This window comes from Undibacterium sp. Tian12W (assembly GCF_049339405.1).
GTDB lineage: Bacteria > Pseudomonadota > Gammaproteobacteria > Burkholderiales > Burkholderiaceae_D > Undibacterium.
Genome location: NZ_JBMPPK010000006.1, coordinates 220938 through 240816 on the forward strand (window position 1 = coordinate 220938; position 19879 = coordinate 240816).

Genomic DNA, 19879 nt, shown 5'->3' on the forward strand with positions numbered 1-19879 from the left:
ATTACTCATTTAATGCTGATCTATTGACGGCTATCGCTGCAAACTCTCCCACACTTTTTGCAAGCGCTTGACGGACACAGGCATGGGCGTACGCAGTTCCTGAGCAAACAAAGATACCCTGAGTTCTTCCAGCAACCAGCGGAATTCCAGCAGTTTTGGATCAGCATCCGGCCCGGTCTTGCGCGGGTGGCGTTGCCATGCCTGAGCCACGCTATTCCACTCTGCCAGCAACTTTTGGTCACGTGCAGGATCAGCACGCAGCTTGTCCATGCGTACCGTGATCGCTTTCAGGTAACGTGGGAAGTGCGACAACTGGGTAAAACCATTTTCCGAAATAAAGTGCTTGGTCACCAGCATCTGCAATTGCGCCTGCATATCTGCAGCCGCTTGCGCATGCGCCTTGATGCCTTGCAGTTTCTTGGGTAAGCCATGGTACTCAGCCAGTATCTGCGCCGCAGTACGGGCAATTTCATTCGCCAGCAAATTCAACCTAGCCTTACCCTCGTCACGGCGTTTATTGAACTCACCCGAATTCGCAGGCAAAGGGCTTTGCAGGAAAGCGCTTTCTATAGCAACCTGGATAATCTGGTCACGCAATTCTTCCTGCGAACCCAGCGCCATGAATTGCATACCCATTTGCTGCAAGCCTGGGATATTTTTTTCCAGGAACTTGATCTGCTCTTTTAATTGCAAGGCAAACAGGCGGCGCAAGCCTATGCGATGCACCCGTGCGGCCTCGTCAGGGTCATCAAACACTTCGATATGGCAATGTGTGAGTTTATCCACCAACGCCGGATAGCCAATCAGAGTTTGCTTGCCTTGCTGGACTTCCAGCAATTCTGGCAGGCTGTCGAATGTCCAGGCAGTCAGGTTTTCCTGCTTGAATGCTGGTACAGCAGAAGTAGTCTGGACATTCGCAGTTGCAGGTTTTCCAGTACTACGGACAGACTTGTCTTCTGCGACAACAGCCGGTTTGGTGGCAACTGGATTGCTATCCAGCAGCGCCAGTTTCTCTGCGCTGGCAATACGCTGAAAACTCTCGCGTGCCTGACCACCAAACTCAGCGCGCAGGCTGGCCAAGTTACGGCCCATTTCCAGTTGACGACCATGTTCATCGACGACTTTGAAGTTCATCGTCAAATGCACGGGTACAGTCTCGAATTTGAAATCCGTGGTCTTGCACAGCAGGCCTTTTTGCTCGCGTATGTCTGCAATCACGGCATCAAGGAAATTACCTTTACCGAAATCATTACGCTCGCAAAAGCCTGCTGCATATTCAGGAATAGGCACGCAATGACGGCGTATCTTTTGCGGCAAGGACTTGATCAGCAAATGCACTTTTTCTTTGAGCATGCCAGGCACCAGCCATTCGCAGCGGTCAGCCGACACCTGATTCAGAGAAAATAAAGGTACAGTCAGGGTCACACCGTCACGTGGGCTGCCAGGCTCAAAATGATAACTGAGCTGCAAAGCCACTCCCGAGACCTGCATGGTCTTGGGGAACAAATCCGTGGTCACGCCTGCTGCTTCATGGCGCATCAGCTCGTCTTTGTTCAGGTAGAGGAGTTTGGGATTGGCCTTGGTCGCTTCTTTGTGCCACTGCTCAAACAGGACTGCATTCCACACGTCGGCTGGCAAATGCTGATCATAAAAAGCCACGATCAGTTCTTCATCTACCAGCACATCAAGGCGGCGTGATTTGTGTTCAAGGTTTTCTATCTCGCGTACCAGTTTCTGGTTATAGGCGAAGAAAGGTGCGCGGGTATCAAACTCGCCTTCCACCAGAGCATCACGTATGAACATCTCGCGCGCCTCAACAGGGTGTGTCAAACCATACTGTGTACGACGCTGGCTATACACCACCAGACCATACAGGGTAGCGCGTTCAAACGCAGATACCTGGCCTGCACGTTTTTCCCAGCGTGGTTCGCCATAGGATTTTTTAAGCAGATGTTCACCTATCTTCTCCAGCCATTCTGGATTAATCTGGGCGATGCAGCGACCATACAGGCGCGTGGTATCCACAAGTTCAGCCGCCATGATCCAGCGACCAGCTTTTTTAACTAGAGTGGAACCCGGCCAGATATAAAATTTGATGCCACGTGCGCCGAGGTAATGTGCTTCTTCATCCGACTTGTAGCCGATATTACCCAGCAAACCCGTCAGCAATGACAGATGCAATTGCTCGTAGGTGGCAGGTGCCTCATTCAAGCGCCAGCCCTGCTCTTTTACTATCGTCAGCAATTGTGAATGCACTTCACGCCATTCGCGCAAACGCATCTGACTCAGGAAATTGGCGCGACAATTATCTTGCAACTGGCGATTGGTTTTCTTGTGCTCAATGGCATCTTCAAACCACGCCCAGATTTTCAGGTAAGACTGGAATTCAGATTTTTCATCGGCAAACTTCTTGTGCGCCATGTCCGCCGCAGCCTGCGCCTCCATAGGGCGGTCACGCGGGTCCTGCACCGACAAAGCAGCAGCAATAATCAACACTTCCTGCAAGGCCTGGTTGTCACGCGCAGCCAAAATCATGCGACCCACGCGCGGGTCCAGCGGCAGTTTTGCCAGTTGCCTGCCCACCGGCGTCAACTGATTGACTTCATCCATTGCTCCCAGTTCTTGCAGGAGCTGATAACCGTCAGCAATCGCCCGGCCAGGCGGCGGCTCAATGAATGGGAAAGTTTCTACATCGGTCAGGCGCAAGGATTTCATGCGCAAGATAACAGCAGCCAGTGACGAGCGCAAAATCTCAGGCTCGGTAAATTTTGGCCTTTGCAGGTAATCCTGCTCATCGTACAAACGTATGCAGACGCCCGCCGCAACGCGGCCGCAACGACCGGCACGCTGGTTTGCCGCCGACTGGGCAACCGCCTCTATCTGCAATTGTTCGACTTTATTTCGGTAGCTATAGCGCTTGACGCGTGCCAGACCGGCATCAACGACATAACGTATGCCGGGCACGGTCAGCGAGGTTTCGGCCACATTCGTCGCCAGAACAATGCGACGCGCATTCGAGGTCTTGAATACCCTCTCCTGCTCTTGTGCTGACAGGCGGGCAAACAGCGGCAAAATTTCTACATGCGGTGGATGATGTTTGCGCAAGGCTTCGGCAGCATCACGGATTTCACGCTCGCCTGGCAAGAACACGAGTACATCGCCAGAACCTACCCGGCACAATTCATCAACGGCATCGGTAATCGCCGTCATCAAATCACGCTCTTTATCTTTTTCTGTATCTTGTATAGGGCGATACCGCACTTCTACAGGGTACAAGCGGCCTGATACTTCAATCACAGGAGCAGGCTTGGGCTCTCCAGAACGAGTATCAGCGAAATGATTGGCAAAGCGCTGCGCATCTATCGTCGCTGAAGTGATGATGATCTTCAGGTCACGGCGCTTTGGTAACAGCTGCTTCAGGTAGCCGAGCAAGAAATCAATATTCAGGCTTCGTTCATGCGCCTCATCGATGATGATGGTGTCATATTGTTTTAACAGCGGGTCTGTCTGGGTTTCTGCCAGCAAGATACCGTCAGTCATCAGCTTTACCGATGCTCCCTTGCTCAGGGTATCGGTAAAGCGCACTTTAAAACCCACGTTTTCGCCGAGTGGCGAATTCAATTCCTGTGCAATACGCTTGGCAGTGGAAGAAGCAGCAATACGGCGTGGCTGGGTATGACCTATCAGGCCTTTTTGCCCGCGTCCCAGCTCCAGGCAGATTTTGGGTAATTGCGTGGTCTTGCCTGAGCCAGTTTCACCACAGACAATAATGACCTGATGCTTTTGCAAAGCCTCGGCAATTTCTGCCCGCTTGCCAGATACCGGCAACTCTTCGGGGAAGCTAATCGGTGGCAAGGTATTGCGAAAAGGCAGAGCTGGCTCTTCCCTCGCTGGCACTGCTGTTTTTTGTTTGTGATTGTCTTTGCTGCTATTCCGGCCAGTTTCTGTGCTGGCTACGCGTCCGGGCTGAGGTCTTGACTGCTGACGAGATCCTGGCGCCCTTGCTTGCTGCACTCGTGCAGGACGCGCTTGTTCTGCGCCACCTTCATTGAGATTGCGTGGTTTGTTTTCAGGCACTTCAGACTTCGCGGTGGTTTCACGCAATTGTTGTCGAAGCTCTCGCAATCCCGATAAACCATCTATCGCACCGGGCGTTGCTTTCTTGGGGGAGTTTTTAGGTGTTTGATTTGAAGACATAGCGCTGCGCATTATCCCAGATTTTCGCGCCGAGCAGGAAATGTTGCATTGCTTGCCATGTTATCCATGTTATACCTGCTGAACAACAAGTGGAGATTCATATAAATCAAACCCGTCTTTATTTATTCTATAATGAACCAGAGGCCAAGCAAGCAGTCAAACTATACCTAGGCGTGCGAGGTTCAAAACCTGGTTACACGGGGAGACAAAAAATGAAAATCTGGATCACACTGCTGATCAGTATTTTGCTTACGGCCTGCGCCAGCCAACCTGGCCAGAGGATCAGCCATCTGCAATTTCATGATGCAGGTTTTACCCCTCCCGCTAAAGTCATCAGCACTGACGATGTCATGGCGCTCAGCGATGAAATGCGTTCTTACATCAAGAATGATATCAACTCACAATTAAGACTCAAATCCCCGCAGAAAGCCTTGTTTGACGCACTCTCAAGCAAAGGTCAGATCAGGCTGGAATATGATGCCGAAATTACACGCAATGCAGCACAGGCATTCAAGGCACGCTCGGGCAATTGCTTGTCATTGGTCCTGATGACCGCAGCACTGGCAAAAGAACTGGGGATGGATGTGCAATATCAAAATGTCCTGGTCGATGAATCATGGAGCCGCAATAACGACATCTATTTTGCTGCCGGACATGTCAATATCGTATTGGGCCACAAATCGGCATTCAAGGGCTTTACTCAGGAGTATTCACAATCCATGGTGATCGATTTCCTGCCTCCAAAAGATCTTCGTGGTCAACGTACGGAAATGATCAAGGAAGAAACCGTCATCGCCATGTATTTCAATAACCGCGCAGCCGAATCTCTGGCTCTGCAACAGCTGGACGATGCCTACTGGTTCGCCCGCTCTGCTCTGATGAGTGATCCGGATTTTACTGCTGCCTATAATACGCTAGGCGTGGTTTACAGACAGCATGGTGATCTCGCGCTAGCTGAAAATGTGTTCAGACAAATACTCGGCAAAGAGGCTGAAAACGTCATGGCACTCAGCAACCTTGTAGAAGTGTTACGCAAGAGCGAGCGCCGGGCTGAAGCGCAAATATACATGAGCCGTCTGGAAAGCTTGCAACCTTACCCACCTTTCCATTTCTTTAACCGAGGGATGGCTGCCATGGAACGCGGTGACTATGCCGAAGCCAAAAACCTGTTCAAACGCGAACTCAGGCGCGACCCGAATTATGATGAATTCCATTTATGGCTGGCACTGGCACATTTAAGGCTAGGCGAAACCCGGGATGCTGTCGATGAACTGACACTGGCCAAGGCCAATAGCACAACGCGCAAGGCGCAAAACCTGTATGCCAGCAAACTGGAAAAAATCAAGGCAACGTACTCGCACAATTAAGGGCATTGCGTGTTATTTGAAAATTAATTTGAATTGATTTGAAATTGATTTGGGATGGTTTGAGACGGTTCAGGACCTATGATGAGGGGTAATATGAGGGATATTTACCCCTATCTCCTGACCATGATGTCAACAATGTGGAAATCCGACCACGTTGTTGCCTCATGCATTTTCGCGTCTCAGATTATAATTGGCGAATGGAAAATCCCTTTCAATTCGTTCAATGGCTGCGCTCAGTCGCGCCCTATATTCATGCCTTCCGTGGAAAGACCTTTGTGGTCGCGTTTCCCGGTGAACTGGTTATGGCAGGTGCCCTGCCAGTTCTGGCGCAAGATTTATCACTTTTACATGCACTTGGCATTAAAGTTGTCATTGTCCATGGCTCGCGACCACAGGTAGCCGAACAACTGGCCTTGCGTAATGTTGAAGGCAAATTTCATAATGGCATACGCATTACCGATACAGCTGCGCTGGAATGCTCGAAAGAAGCTGCCGGTGAATTGCGTCTTGATATAGAAGCCGCATTCAGCCAGGGCTTGCCAAATACACCGATGGCACATGCCGCCATCCGCATCATTTCTGGCAATTTTGTTACTGCCAAACCTATCGGTATCGTTGGAGGGGTTGATTTCCAGCTCACGGGTATCGCCCGCAAGGTGGCATATGACACCATCCACCGCATTCTTGATGCAGGCAACCTGGTACTACTGGGCCCGCTGGGTTTCTCCCCGACTGGTGAAGCTTTCAACCTGACCATGGAAGACGTGGCCGTCTCTGCCGCCACTGCCTTGCGTGCTGACAAACTGATTTTTATTTCTGAAACACCGATGATGGTGGATCAGGACAACGATGAAATCCGTGAATTATCTTTCATGCAAGCAGAGCTGGAATTAAAAGCCGCTTACTTGCCATTGGACTCAGCGTTTTACCTGGAACATGCCATCAAGGCCTCGCGCGGTGGTGTTCCACGTATCCATATAGTTCCTTACAAGATGGATGGTTCTGCCCTGCTGGAATTATTTACCCATGATGGTGTGGGCACCATGGTGTCTTCAGAAAACCTGGAAAGCCTGCGTGAAGCCACGATTGAAGATGTAGGCGGCATCATCAAGCTAATAGAACCGCTGGAAGCCGATGGCACGCTGGTCAAGCGTGGCCGGGAACTGATAGAGCGGGAAATCAATTACTTCTCTGTCATTGAACATGATGGTGTGATTTTCGGCTGCGCAGCCTTATACCCTTTCCCATTCGAAAAAATGGCAGAGATGGCTTGCCTGACTGTGAACCCCGACGTGCAAAGCCAGGGCGATGGCGAACGCATACTCAAGCACATGGAAAAACGCGCACGCCGCGCCGGCTTCCATAGCCTGTTTGTGTTAACGACACGCACCGCACACTGGTTCCTGAAGCGAGGCTTTGTCAGTGCATCAGTCGATGATTTGCCAAAAGACAGGCAAAAAATGTATAACTGGCAACGCAAGTCCCTGGTTTTGATCAAGCAACTCTAGAGTATTGACCGTATAATTCACGCTGTTTTCAAGATTGACCAAGATTCATATTAAGGAGTACCAACATGGCCCGTACGGTCCACTGCATTAAATTAGACAAAGAAGCCGAAGGCCTGGACTTTCCACCGTACCCAGGTGAATTGGGCAAACGCATTTACGAAAGCGTGTCCAAAGAAGCCTGGGCGGCCTGGCTGAAACACCAGACCATGCTGGTGAATGAGAACCGCCTGAACCTGGCCGATACCCGCGCCCGCAAGTATCTGGCGACCCAGATGGAAAAACATTTCTTTGGTGACGGTGCAGATGCTGCTAGCGGCTATGTTCCGCCAACAGAATAAGAGCTGCACAATATTTTGCACGTATTTTGCACATAGATTAGCTGTACACAAACAAGAAAGCCCGCTAAAGCGGGCTTTCTTGTTTCGGCCTGAACTGTATCAATAAAACTCTATCTTGCCGGTTTCTACATCGAGCATCGCACCAATGATCTTGATCTGCCCCTTGTCCGCCATTTCTTTTAATATCACACTCTTTTCTGTGACTGCCTTGACCGTCATCTTGACATTCATCTCTGCCACAGCATCGACAAAATGGTGATTTGCAGAGCTACGGTCACTACCATGAGTGTCTGGCGTAGATTTCACCGCTGGCATGATCTTGGCTACCAACTGTGTCAGATTACCCAGATTGGCATTATCACACGCACCTTTAACGGCACCGCAATGTGAATGCCCAAGAATAACGATGGTTTTGGAACCGACCACCTTGGCAGCATATTCAAGACTGCCAAGTATGTCTTCATTGACGATATTGCCAGCAACCCTGGCGGTAAATAAATCACCTATACCCTGGTCAAATACCAATGCCGGATCAGAACGTGAGTCTATGCAACTGACAATACTGGCAAACGGGAACTGCCCATCCCTGCCACTGGTTTTCACCTGCCCTGGCAAGTCTCGCTTGAGCATATTGCCTGAGACAAAACGCTGGTTCCCCTCTTTCAACATCGATATGGCTATATCGGGGCTGATCTTGCTCTGCATGGCCTGCGTCATTGCAACACTGACGGGAGGCTGGCTTGCAGTCGGAGACTGCGAAGCGCAGGCTGAGATTAATAAGGCGGCCGTCAGTGTGACAAAAAAACTCCATGACGTGGCTGTTCTTTTATTTGTACTCCCGTTCGTATTCATTTGCATAATCTCCACATAAAATTGAACAACGGATGATTTCTAATTCACCTGCGATTGCACACATTTACAGCAGAACAACTGAATATTCCCTTACTGAATTTAGAATTGCAGTGTCTTAACACCTTCTGCAGTTCCCAGCAGGCAAACATTTGCACCTTGACGCGCGAACAAACCGACCGTCACCACTCCAACGATATTGTTAATCTGAGCTTCCATCACCAGCGGATCCTGGATTTGCATACCATGCACATCCAAAATCATGTTGCCGTTATCGGTCAATAATGCTTGCCCATCTTTCATGCGCAAACGTGCCTCACCGCCCAATGCATTGAGCTTGCGTGCAACGACTGCATGTGACATGGGAATCACCTCTACCGGCAAAGGAAACTTGCCCAGGACATCCACCAGCTTGGAACCATCAGCGATACAGATAAATTTTTCAGCAACAGATGCAACAATCTTTTCGCGCGTCAAAGCCGCACCGCCACCCTTGATCATGGCCCCTTGCGGCGTGATTTCATCTGCGCCATCGATATACACTGGCATGGACGTCACTTCATTCAAATCCAGCACGGTAATACCATGAGAACGTAACCGTGCCGCCGTCACCTCGGAAGAGGCAACAGCTGCTTTGATTTTGTGTTTGATCTTGGCCAGCTCATCGATAAAAAAGTTCGCCGTAGAACCTGTGCCTACGCCAACAATTTCACCTTCTACTACATAAGCAATTGCCGCCTGGGCGACGGCAAGTTTCAATTCGTCTTGAGTCATGGTGCATTTCCATCATAGTTTAAAAATTGGCGGGATTTTACAGTAAGGCCCAACTTATTAGCAATTTGATCAAAACATGGCAAAAAGAGTATTAAATTTGCCACAACGGGGCCTCATCCATCAGGGCAACTTGCTCGCGCAGTTCAAGTATGCGGTCTTGCCAGTAACGCTGGCTGTTGAACCATGGGAAAGCTGCAGGAAAAGCAGGATCGCTCCAGCGCTGCGCCAGCCAGGCTGAATAGTGGATCAACCTCAAAGTTCGCAGGGCTTCTATCAAATACAGCTGACGCGGCTCGAACTCAAAGAAATCTTCGTAACCCACCAGGATATCGGTCAACTGACTTTGCATTTCACTACGGTCGCCGGATAGCAGCATCCATAAGTCCTGTATGCCTGGGCCCATACGGCTATCATCAAAATCAACAAAGTGAGGTCCGGCCTCTGGACCTGACTCCAGCCATAAGACATTTCCCATGTGGCAATCGCCATGCAGGCGCAGTTGCTGCACCTCACCTGCCCGGTCGTAGCAAGCCCGGATACCATCCAGAGCCTGCTGGCTGACGCTGGTATATGCTGCGAGCAAATCAGGCGGGATGAAATCATGTTCAAGCAACCAGGTACGCGGCAAGACGCCAAAGCTTTGCAGGTCAAGCGCTGGCCTGCTTGCATAGCTGGCGGTAGCACCAACGGCATGTATGCGCCCTATGAAACGCCCCAGCCACTCCAGTGTGGCAGGATCACCGGTTTCAGGTGCGCGGCCACTCTGACGCTTGAACAGGGAAAAACGGAAGCCCTGATAATGCCGCAGACTATTGCCCTCCTCAGTCTGCAAAGCGGCCAGCACAGGAATTTCCTGCGCCTGCAATTCGCGCACGAAATCATGTTCTTCCTGTATTGCTGCATCTGACCATCGCAAGGGCCGGTAAAACTTGGCAATAACCGGCGAGGCGTCTTCTATGCCTATCTGATAAACACGGTTTTCATAGCTGTTCAGGGCCAGCATGCGGCCATCACTGCGCAAGCCACTGCTTTCAACAGCATCAAGGACTAATTCGGGCGTCAGCCCGGCGAAAGAATCTGGGGGAGTAAAATCTGTCATCCCGCTATTGTACGTGGCTGCCAGTAGATTCGACATAAAACTCCTGTGCAGCCAGCACACAAAGCGCTAAACTTCCGGTATTTTCATACTTATCTTTTCAAGAGTCACGACATGCATCTCGACGAACCACTAAGCGACAAAGAATTCAATGAACTCGACAAATTCCTGATGTCGGACAAAGTCGGCGACGATGGCATGACCATGGATGCCCTGCACGGCTACCTGACCGCCATTGCCCTGGGGCCAGAAATCATCCCTATGGCTGAATGGTTGCCACTGGTATGGGGCTTGCCCGACCAGGGCGAACCCAAGTTCAAGAACGAAAAGGAAATGCAGCGCGTGACAGGTCTGGTAGCCCGCTTCATGAATGAAATACAGATTACCTTTGAAGTCGCACCACAGGAATATGAGCCCCTGTTTTGCGTCATGGAGCAAAATGGCAATGAATTGATCGATGGCGAAACCTGGGCCTGGGGCTTTTGGGAAGGCATGCAATTGCGCGAAGAAGCCTGGGAAGCCGCCTGGGAATCGGAAGAAATAGGCCCATTGCTGCAACCGATTTACCTGCTGGGCGCAGAAGAAATAGAAGAAGATGAATTGAAATTTGTCGATACGCCAGAAAAATGCCATGAGCTGGCACTGACGTTGGAAGCCTCCATCCCTACCATACGCCGTTTCTGGGCACCTTTACGCAAATCTGGCGTCACTACCGTCAAACGTGAAACGCCCAAGGTAGGCAGAAACGACCCATGTCCTTGCGGCAGCGGTAAAAAATATAAAGTCTGCTGCGGCGCTGAGCCTACCACCCTGCACTAATTGCAATCTTGCGCTGGAGGGAAACCTCTAGCGCAAAACTGCCCTGCCTGCATGTCTTCATGCTATTTTTGCGCTTCTTAATAACATGCTGGAGACTCCCATGAGCTTGCAAGAACAATTCACTCAGGCACAAGCCGATTCCAAAAACCTGTCCGAGCGTCCGGACAATATGACTTTGCTCAAGATTTATGGCCTGTTCAAACAAGGTAGTACTGGCGATGCCACCGGTGACCGTCCTGGCATGACCGACTTTGTCGGCCGCGCCAAGTTTGATGCCTGGGCTGGCCTGAAAGGCACAACACAGGAAGCAGCAATGCAGCAATATGTAGATCTGATCACTTCACTCAAGGATTAAGTCGCCTTCATTAAGTCACTACCATTAAGTTGCCATCTTAAGCTGGAGGGTTGAGCCAATCTCTGGGCTTGCCCTCAGTCAGACCGGCAATCAGATTATCTGCCGCACGGTTTGCCATTGCCCGCCGGGTTGCTTCTGAGGCACTGGCGATATGCGGTGTCAGTACGACATTGCTCAAGCTTAAAAAGTCTGGATGGAATTTGGGCTCATTCTCAAACACATCCAAACCTGCTGCTGCAATCTGCTTTTCACGCAAGGCCGCAATCAGTGCCTGGTCATCTACGATACCACCGCGTGCCAGATTCACCAGGGTTGCACCCGGCTTCATCATCTTCAATTCTGTCGCGCCTATGGTGTGATGCGAGGCGGCTGAGTAAGGCAGTACCAGCACGACATGATCAGCTTGCTGCAGTAACTCTTCTTTGCTGACGTATTGCGCGTTATTCGCATAGGCTTCCTGTTCAGCACTGAGGCGTGAGCGGTTGTGATACACAACCTTCATATCAAAACCTGTAGAACGCCTCGCTATGGCCTGCCCTATCCTGCCCATGCCGATAATACCCAGAGTAGCACCATGCACATCTGCCCCCAGGAAAGAATCGAAGCGCCATTTAGTCCAGTGGCCCGCGCGCAGCCAGTGTTCAGACTCCGTTACCCGCCTGGCCGTCGCCATCAGCAGGGCCCAACCAAAATCGGCCGTGGTTTCATTCAAGACCTCTGGCGTGTTGCTGGCCATGACACCGTGCGCCGTACATGCCGGCACATCAATATTGTCATAGCCAACTGCCATGCTGGCGATCATTTTCAAGCCCGGCACTTGCTGCAACAGCTCGGCATTGATTCTGGCACTGGCTGTCGCCAGAGTACCGGCCTTGTCCTTGAGTCTGGCAGCGAGTTCTGTGGGTGAAAAAATAATATCGTCCTGATTCGACTCGACTTCAAAATACTGTTCCAGCTTAGTCAGGACTTCAGGAAAAATGGCGCGTGTTACCAGGATTGCAGGCTTCATGTCTGGCCTTAATTAAAATGATATGTAAATTAGCAAATACTTCAAATGCCCATCCATCTGATGATGAACAGGGCGGATGCTGCATGATACCGTTTCTATGCCGAATTTTCCTGCACCCCTATAGCAGTTCAACAACTTTCATCCTGGCTATCATTGCTGCAAGAAAATTCATGCAAGTGATGCAAATCAAGCCAGTTCATTGACAAGTGGCTTACAATTATTCACTTCAGGCAGCCTTCAGGAGCAAAGCACCTTGATTCGCCTGTATTTGCTTATGCGCAAACTATATAAGCCTGATTTGTGAGAACTGCTAAATTGCCTTAAAATACAAGGCTTTGCAGCCCTGAGCCTGTTTTTGCGCCCAGACTGCGCCTAAATCCCGAATTTTTAGTTTAGATTGGACTGTTATGACCCACGTTGTGACCGAATCCTGCATCCGCTGCCGCTATACCGATTGCGTGGATGTGTGCCCGGTGGACTGCTTCCGTGCTGGCCCGAATTTCCTGATCATTGATCCAGACGAATGCATCGATTGCGCCGTGTGCGTTGCAGAGTGCCCGGCTAACGCCATTTTTGCTGAAGAAGATGTGCCTGCAGATCAGCAGCAGTTTATCAAGATCAATGCCGACCTGACCCGCAAATGGCCGTCGATTACCAAGACAGTTGCTCCCTTGCCAGACGCTGACGACTGGAAAGACGTCAAAGATAAATTGCAATATCTGGACAAATAAGTATCTATAAGTATCAGGCGCAGCAATATGGGCTTTGCTTAATCGGCTCAAACAAATCCGCAATATCAGGAATCATCTCGTCGTATGGAAAATAAACAAACTACCGCGGCCAACGCCGCTATTGAAGCAGATGCCGTCATCATCGGTGCGGGCCCAGTTGGCCTGTTCCAGGTATTTGAACTCGGCTTACTCGAAATCAAAGCACACGTTATTGACTCTCTGGCAGTTGTCGGCGGCCAATGCGTAGAACTGTACCCAGACAAACCTATCTATGACATCCCTGCTGTGCCGGTCTGCACAGGTCAGGAATTGACAGACAATCTGTTGAAGCAAATCGAACCGTTTGAACCGACCTTCCATCTGGGCCAGGAAGTGACCCTGGTTGAGCGCCGTGAAGATGGCCGCTTTGACCTGGAAACATCGACAGGCACACGCTTCATCACCAAAACCATTTTCATCGCTGCCGGTGTTGGCTCCTTCCAGCCACGCACTTTGAAAGTCGAAGGTATAGAAGCGTTTGAAAACAAACAGGTCTTTTACCGCGTCAAAGATCCTAGCCAGTTCCATGGTAAAAACCTGGTGATCTGCGGTGGTGGCGACTCTGCGCTGGACTGGGCACTGAACCTGGTTGGCAAGGCTGAATCCGTGGTGGTATTGCACCGCCGTGAAGACTTCCGCGCTGCACCGGCTTCTGTCGCCAAGATGAAAGAACTCTGCGACAACTATGAAATGCAACTGACCATAGGCCAGGTCACAGGCATAGAAACCAAAGACGATGTACTGTCTGAAATCAAGGTCACTGGTGCTGACGGCGTTACCCGTCGCATGCCACTGGATACTTTGCTGGTCTTCTTTGGTCTGTCACCAAAACTCGGCCCTATCGCCGAATGGGGCCTGGACATAGAACGCAAGCAGTTGAAAGTCGTCAATACCGAGAAGTTTGAAACCAATGTGCCTGGCATTTTTGCCGTAGGTGATATCAATACCTACCCAGGCAAGAAAAAGCTCATCCTGTCCGGCTTCCATGAAGCTGCGCTGGCTGCGTTTGGTGCTGCACCGTATATTTTCCCTGACAAGAAAATCCACATGCAATACACCACCACATCGCCAAAGTTGCACAAAATCCTGGGTGTGGAAACACCGGTTTTCGACTAATCCGAGAACCACCCAAACAAAAAAGCGCAAAGATTTTCTTTGCGCTTTTTTGTTTATGAACCCTGGCTTTTCCAGGGCTATAGAATCACAGCCGTCCAATTTCTCAATTTGCTGGCATGTGAGAATCCGATTCCTTGAACTGATTGGCAATCTGATTGAACTCGTCCGTGATTTGCAGGAAGGCATCGAGGATATCAGGGTCAAAATGCGTCCCATGCCCCTTGCGCATGATGCCGATGGCCTCTTCATGCGAAAATGCAGGCTTATAGACGCGCCGCGAGATCAGGGCATCATATACGTCGGCAATCGCCATCAGGCGCGCAGAGAGCGGTATGGCGTCACCTGCCAGATTCTCTGGATAACCTGAACCATCCCATTTCTCTTGATGCGAATACGTGATTTCTCGGGCGAAGCGCAAAAACTCATTACTTTCACCCAGGTATTTTTCTACTGAGATAATGGTTTCACGCCCGTACACAGTATGCAGCTTCATGACTTCAAATTCTTCTGAAGTCAGTTTGTCGGGTTTGAGCAAAATATTATCAGGAATTCCGACTTTGCCTATGTCGTGCAATGGCGCCGATTTGTACAGCAGGTCTATATTTTCATCCGTCAATTCATTCGTAAAGCGAGGATGGTTTTTCAGCTTGCGGGCCAGTGCTGCGACATAATTCTGGGTACGGCGAATGTGGTTGCCGGTTTCGTTGTCCCTGGTTTCAGCCAGCGATGCCATGGCCATGATAATCGCGTCCTGCATCTTGCCCAGCTTGCGGGTTCTGTCCTGCACCAGGCTTTCCAGGTGTTTGTTCTGGTCTTGCAATAAATGCCGCGCCCTGACGAGATTTAATTGCGTAGCCACTCTTGCAAGCACGATAGGCGGACTGATCGGTTTGCTGATGTAATCGACCGCTCCCAGACGCAAGCCCATCTCTTCATCCTGCACCTGGCTTTTCGCAGTCAGAAAGATAATCGGGATATCCGCCGTGGCAGGGTCAGCCTTGAGGCGGCGGCAGGTTTCATAGCCGTCCATCTCGGGCATCATGACATCCAGCAGTATCAGGTCAGGTCCGGGCAGGCTGGAGGCTATTTGCAAGGCTTTCAGACCATTGGTGGCAATCTTGATTTTGTACTGGTCTTTCAACAAACCCGACAGAAGTGAGATATTGTCGGGTGTGTCATCGACGATCAGGACTACCTGCTTGGCGTTTTGATCGAATACTTCATTCATACATCACCCCGATAAGAAGTAATTGCCCCGCATTCCTGTGAACGCCATGCATTAAACTGGATACCATCGTATCAAAGTATTTCATAACCGAGGTTTTTCGCACTATTGCTTAATAAGTTCAGGGCTACATCGTAGTCAAACTGTCTGACTGCACGCATGATTTGTTTTTGCACATCGACGCCAAAAGCATTGGCGATCATTTCTCCTGACTCTAACAGCAAGTCCACTGCTTCGCCATCGTAATCGCGCAACAAGTTACAGCATTTTACAAGTAAATCCTGCATGAGCTCATGATCCACCGGCACCAGATCAAGCACTTTCGCATCTGCTTTACTGGTGGATTTTTCCTGCGCCAATACCTGGTCTATCGCATTGATAGTAACCAACATTGTTTGCGCGCATTCATCCAGCACTGGTGCCAGTTCTGCCAGAGTCGCATTGTCATGCAGCTTCAACTCCAGCTCTGCGGCATAAGGCTGTATGGCTTTAGCGCCTATCAGACCAGCCACGCCCTTGAGGGTATGCGCCAAACGCTCTGCCAGCAGATTGTCGCCAGCCTCCATCGCCTTGCGGATATGCTCGGCAACATGGCGCTGATCATCGCAAAAGCGCGATAACAGCTCCAGATAAAATGAGCGATTGCCAAGGGTGCGGCTCAAGCCCTCTTCAACATCAATTCCCTCTATCAGCAAGCTGCTAGTAATGTCCTGTATCGGTAATTGCACATTATCAAAATTGCTGCCAGTCACATGTGCCGGGCACCAGTGCGAAATAGCGTGATACAGCTCCTTGGGATTAATGGGCTTGGCAAGGTGAGCATTCATGCCGGAAGCAAAGCAGAGCTCACGCTCCTCAACCATCGCATGCGCTGTCATGGCGACGATGGGCAAGCCATCAAAACGGGCATCTGCACGTATCAGGCGAGTTGCCTCATGCCCATCCATTTCCGGCATCTGCACATCCATGAATACGACGCCGTAGAATTCCGGATCGACCTTGCTCACCATATCGACGGCGATTTTCCCATTGCCGGCGATATCGACGGCAACACCGGCGGCCTCCATCAGTTCACGGGCAATCTGCTGATTGATTTCATTGTCCTCGACCAGCAATACGCGCAAATCGGTATATTTGGGCACGAGTACACCGTGACTGACAGGTATCGCGTAATTGCTGCTGGAAAACAGCTCAACCAGACAATCGACCAGGGTTGAGGCATTCACAGGCTTGGTCAGGAAACCGTCAGGCAAGGCGATATCGTCACGATAACTGACTTCTTCACGACCATGGGCACTGACCAATACCATAAGAGGTGTGGGCTGCAACGAGCCATCACGCTTGAGGTAGGTAATGAGCTCCAGCCCATCCATTTCCGGCATGCGCAAGTCTGTGAATACGACGCCATAGGGATAGCTCAGATTACTTTCCCTGACAGCTTGCATAGCAGCCGCACCGCTGCTCACCACATCAATATCGACCGGTAACTCAGAGAGTATTTCCTGCAAAATCTCGGCAGCGGCAGGGTTATCGTCAACAATCAGCAAACGCATGCCATTGATGGCACCGGGGATCACCTGTCGCTGCACTACTGGCTGAGCTATACCAAACCAGCCCGTGAAATAGACACAGGTGCCACAACCTGCTTCGCTGCTCAGGGCAATCTCACCGCCCATCAACTCAACCATGCCCTTGGAAATCGACAGGCCCAAGCCTGTGCCACCAAATTTGCGTGTCGTTGATTCATCAGCCTGGCTAAAAGGACGGAATAATTTTTCCGACTGTTCTTCCGACATGCCTATGCCGGTATCACGCACCTCAAACTTGAGTTTGACTTTGCCGCCAGCCATTTCCAGTGTCTGGCAAGTAACGTATATCTCACCCTTCTCGGTAAATTTGATGGCATTGTTGATGAGGTTGATCAGGACTTGCCCCAGCCGCAAAGGGTCGCCATTGAGATAACGAGGAATGTCTGGTGGCGCACGGAACAGGAATTCCAGTCCTTTTTCGTCAGCCTTGTCAGTCGTTACCGCAGAGATATTATTGAGCACATCGTCGAGATTAAAATCAACCTGTTCGATATTGAGCTTGCCTGCTTCTATTTTGGAGAAATCCAGGATGTCATTGATGATGCCCAGCAAAGAAATACCTGCCTTGTGGATTTTATCTACGTAATCTTTTTGCTTGGGATTGAGTTCCGTTCTTAAAGCCAGATGTGCCATACCGATGATGGCATTCATCGGCGTGCGGATTTCATGACTCATATTGGCCAGAAACATGGATTTGGCTTCCGTCGTCTCTTCTGCATGACGGCGCGCCATTTCGGATTCTTTTAATTCATTTTGCATTTGCAGGGTCTGCAGGCGTATCTGTTCAGCCATGCTTTCCTTGAGCTGGGATTCGAGCAGCTTTCTCTGCGTGATATCCGAGACAAAAGACAGGGTCGCCGGGCGGCCTTCCCAATCTATCATGACGGCGGATAATTCCACCCAGATGATGGAACGGCTTTGGTTATTTTCTATGCGAAAATGATAGTACTGTTCAACGTCTTCACCACGCAGGCGGCGCGTATGATGATCAATCACCATAGGCCTGTCGTCGGGATAGATGGCGGTGATAAAAGACATCTGTGCCAGTTCGTCAGCCTTGTACCCGGTCAGACTCTGCACGCGCGGATTGGCAAAAACGATGCGCCCATCCTGTACAACCAGTATGCCTTCAGTCACGTTATTGATAAGTTGCCGGTAATGCTGCTCGGACTTACTCAAGTCTTCTTCTAGCTGACGACGGGCAGAAATATCCATGACCACCCAGACTGTGCCATGGTTCAGGTTGGTTTTATCCACCGCACGGCCAGAAAAATGAACCCAAAAAACGGTGCCATCACTACGCCGCATTTTCAATTCAGTCTCGAAAGCAACACCCTTGAGAACGGACTCATTGACCAGGGCACCTGATTCCAGATACGCCTCACGAGACTCATAGAAGGGCTCCAGCGAAGCTCCCAGAACATTATCGCGCTCTACCCCAAATATTTGGCACAGCGGGGTGTTAACCCATTGCACACGCCCCTGGTTATTCAAGAAAACCATGCCAACGATGGAGTTTTCCAAAATAGTTTCACGTTCGGCCAGTATGCGTTTGAGTTCATCTTCGAGCTGGCGGCGCTCAACCATGGCGCGCTCGGCCATGCGGCGTGCTAACTCCGCTTCTTTTAATTCGTTCCTGATGTGCAGGGTTTGCACGTGTACACGGGTAGCCAGGCCCTGTGCCTTGGCAAACAAGTCAAGATAGCGCTTTTGCTCGTGATAAGCTTCTTTCCACTCTCCCATTTCGGTAAATATCTCGGACAATTCCTTGAGGGCCCTCAAGGGCATATAGATATACCCATTGCCGCCGACTTCATCAACCCCGCGGCGCAAGTCACGGATGGCTTCTGGATAACGCTTATGAATGCGGTGCAAATGACCGCTGACCCACCAGCTATACGGCTTCAAATGCTTGTCTTCAAAACTGTCCAGCAACTTCATTGCTGCATCACTGAGTTTATCTGCCTCATCCACCTGCCCACGCATGGCCAGCGTATAGGCAGCTACCGAGAGGCAAAATGCCCTGCTGGAATTATCAGAATTTTCGCCGCTCTTGATACCGCCAATATATGAAGCAATGGCCTGATAGGCTTCTTCATATTTGTCCAGCGATACTTTGCACAAAGCCAGCATGGTCGACACAAAAGGTGCCAGCCAGCGCTCGCTGGAGTTGACAGCGATATCTCTTGCTTCTTGCAATAAGACCTCTGCATCTTCCGCATTACCGCTGACGTAAAAAATCTCCCCCAGGTTGGCAGTTACCTGTGCCACACGGTTGGGGATTTGCAGTGCACGGGCGTCATTCAACGCAGTGTAAAAATGCCGTATGGCTTCTTCGGTATATCCCAACTCCTGAGACAAAATACCGAGAGTGTTATAGACAACGACAGAAATGCGGCTGACCTTCATGCGCAAAGCCGGCACGATGCGTGAATGGCAAAGCGCATAGGCATCTTGCACCTTGCCACGGCGACGCCAGACTGCAACAGTGCCAAACAGGGCAAATGCCATGCCCTCATGCTCATCCACTGATTCAAACAGCGTTGCTGCACGGTCAAATACGGGGGCTGCCTGCTCCATGTGATCATCAAAATAATCAGCAAAAGCGTCGATCAGATCCGCAGCAATCAAGGCAGTGGGGTTGGCTTTAACGGCATCTTGCAGACGCATGGCGACGGCCACCTTGCGGCCATCTGCCGGGTTATCGCGCATCAAGTCCAAGGCATCGAGGCAAAGCTCGCGCCAGTGGATTTCTGCTAGAGAACTATCTTTACTCATTCTGCTCGGCTCTTCAGAAAAGAAATGATGCGATGAAAAATCTAATTGAACCTGAGTCATATCCACACTCAAGCACCGGCTCAAATTCA

The 19879-nt window shown here is 50.5% G+C and carries 14 protein-coding genes; 7 read left to right on the forward strand and 7 right to left on the reverse strand.

All coding sequences use genetic code 11. The features are described 5' to 3' along the window. Window positions 1–30 precede the first annotated feature (30 nt). Complete coding sequence (gene hrpA / locus ACO0LI_RS09775; protein WP_423032413.1) at window positions 31–4197, reverse strand: ATP-dependent RNA helicase HrpA; 4167 nt, start codon at window positions 4195–4197, stop codon at window positions 31–33. Between the two features lie 212 nt (window positions 4198–4409). Here hrpA and ACO0LI_RS09780 point away from each other — a divergent pair, with 212 nt between their 5' ends. From ACO0LI_RS09780 to ACO0LI_RS09790, 3 genes are all read left to right on the forward strand, one after another. Further along, window positions 4410–5564 (forward strand): tetratricopeptide repeat protein, encoded by a 1155-nt coding sequence (locus tag ACO0LI_RS09780; protein ID WP_422951019.1) that lies wholly within the window; start codon window positions 4410–4412, stop codon window positions 5562–5564. 197 nt (window positions 5565–5761) lie between these two features. Then, the gene (gene argA / locus ACO0LI_RS09785) at window positions 5762–7072 is read left to right on the forward strand and encodes an amino-acid N-acetyltransferase (RefSeq protein ID WP_422951018.1); all 1311 of its coding nucleotides are present in this window, start codon (window positions 5762–5764) and stop codon (window positions 7070–7072) included. A 65-nt stretch (window positions 7073–7137) separates the two neighbouring features. Then, complete coding sequence (locus ACO0LI_RS09790) at window positions 7138–7410, forward strand: oxidative damage protection protein (protein ID WP_162041666.1); 273 nt, start codon at window positions 7138–7140, stop codon at window positions 7408–7410. A 99-nt stretch (window positions 7411–7509) separates the two neighbouring features. Here the strand turns inward: ACO0LI_RS09790 and ACO0LI_RS09795 are convergent, their stop codons facing one another. The 3 genes from ACO0LI_RS09795 to ACO0LI_RS09805 all read right to left on the reverse strand — a co-directional run bounded on the left by ACO0LI_RS09795 (window position 7510) and on the right by ACO0LI_RS09805 (window position 10168). Beyond that, window positions 7510–8262 carry a carbonic anhydrase family protein gene (locus ACO0LI_RS09795; RefSeq protein WP_423032414.1) on the reverse strand — a complete coding sequence of 251 codons (753 nt, stop codon included), beginning with the start codon at window positions 8260–8262 and terminating at the stop codon, window positions 7510–7512. A 99-nt stretch (window positions 8263–8361) separates the two neighbouring features. Further along, window positions 8362–9033, reverse strand: a complete 672-nt coding sequence (gene rpiA / locus ACO0LI_RS09800; protein ID WP_423032415.1) for a ribose-5-phosphate isomerase RpiA — start codon at window positions 9031–9033, stop codon at window positions 8362–8364. 91 nt (window positions 9034–9124) lie between these two features. After that, a complete protein-coding gene (locus ACO0LI_RS09805) occupies window positions 9125–10168 on the reverse strand; it encodes a serine/threonine protein kinase (RefSeq protein ID WP_422951015.1) in 1044 nt (347 codons plus the stop codon). 75 nt (window positions 10169–10243) lie between these two features. On the opposite strand from ACO0LI_RS09805, the gene ACO0LI_RS09810 reads away from it, so the two are divergent. After that, window positions 10244–10948, forward strand: a complete 705-nt coding sequence (locus ACO0LI_RS09810; protein WP_422951014.1) for a UPF0149 family protein — start codon at window positions 10244–10246, stop codon at window positions 10946–10948. Window positions 10949–11048: 100 nt separating this feature from the next. Continuing rightward, the gene (locus tag ACO0LI_RS09815) at window positions 11049–11303 is read left to right on the forward strand and encodes an acyl-CoA-binding protein (RefSeq protein WP_422951013.1); all 255 of its coding nucleotides are present in this window, start codon (window positions 11049–11051) and stop codon (window positions 11301–11303) included. Window positions 11304–11340: 37 nt separating this feature from the next. Here the strand turns inward: ACO0LI_RS09815 and ACO0LI_RS09820 are convergent, their stop codons facing one another. Next, window positions 11341–12312 carry a 2-hydroxyacid dehydrogenase gene (locus ACO0LI_RS09820; RefSeq protein WP_422951012.1) on the reverse strand — a complete coding sequence of 324 codons (972 nt, stop codon included), beginning with the start codon at window positions 12310–12312 and terminating at the stop codon, window positions 11341–11343. Between the two features lie 407 nt (window positions 12313–12719). Between ACO0LI_RS09820 and fdxA the strand changes: the two genes are divergently transcribed. Continuing rightward, a complete protein-coding gene (gene fdxA / locus ACO0LI_RS09825) occupies window positions 12720–13043 on the forward strand; it encodes a ferredoxin FdxA (protein WP_186951675.1) in 324 nt (107 codons plus the stop codon). An 84-nt stretch (window positions 13044–13127) separates the two neighbouring features. Further along, window positions 13128–14198, forward strand: a complete 1071-nt coding sequence (locus ACO0LI_RS09830) for an NAD(P)/FAD-dependent oxidoreductase (protein ID WP_422951011.1) — start codon at window positions 13128–13130, stop codon at window positions 14196–14198. 103 nt (window positions 14199–14301) lie between these two features. Here the strand turns inward: ACO0LI_RS09830 and ACO0LI_RS09835 are convergent, their stop codons facing one another. Both ACO0LI_RS09835 and ACO0LI_RS09840 read right to left on the reverse strand, forming a co-directional pair. Continuing rightward, on the reverse strand, window positions 14302–15426 hold the full coding sequence (locus ACO0LI_RS09835) for a response regulator (RefSeq protein WP_422951010.1): 1125 nt from the start codon (window positions 15424–15426) through the stop codon (window positions 14302–14304). Window positions 15427–15497: 71 nt separating this feature from the next. Further along, the gene (locus tag ACO0LI_RS09840; protein WP_422951009.1) at window positions 15498–19790 is read right to left on the reverse strand and encodes a response regulator; all 4293 of its coding nucleotides are present in this window, start codon (window positions 19788–19790) and stop codon (window positions 15498–15500) included. Between the last annotated feature and the right edge of the window lie 89 nt (window positions 19791–19879).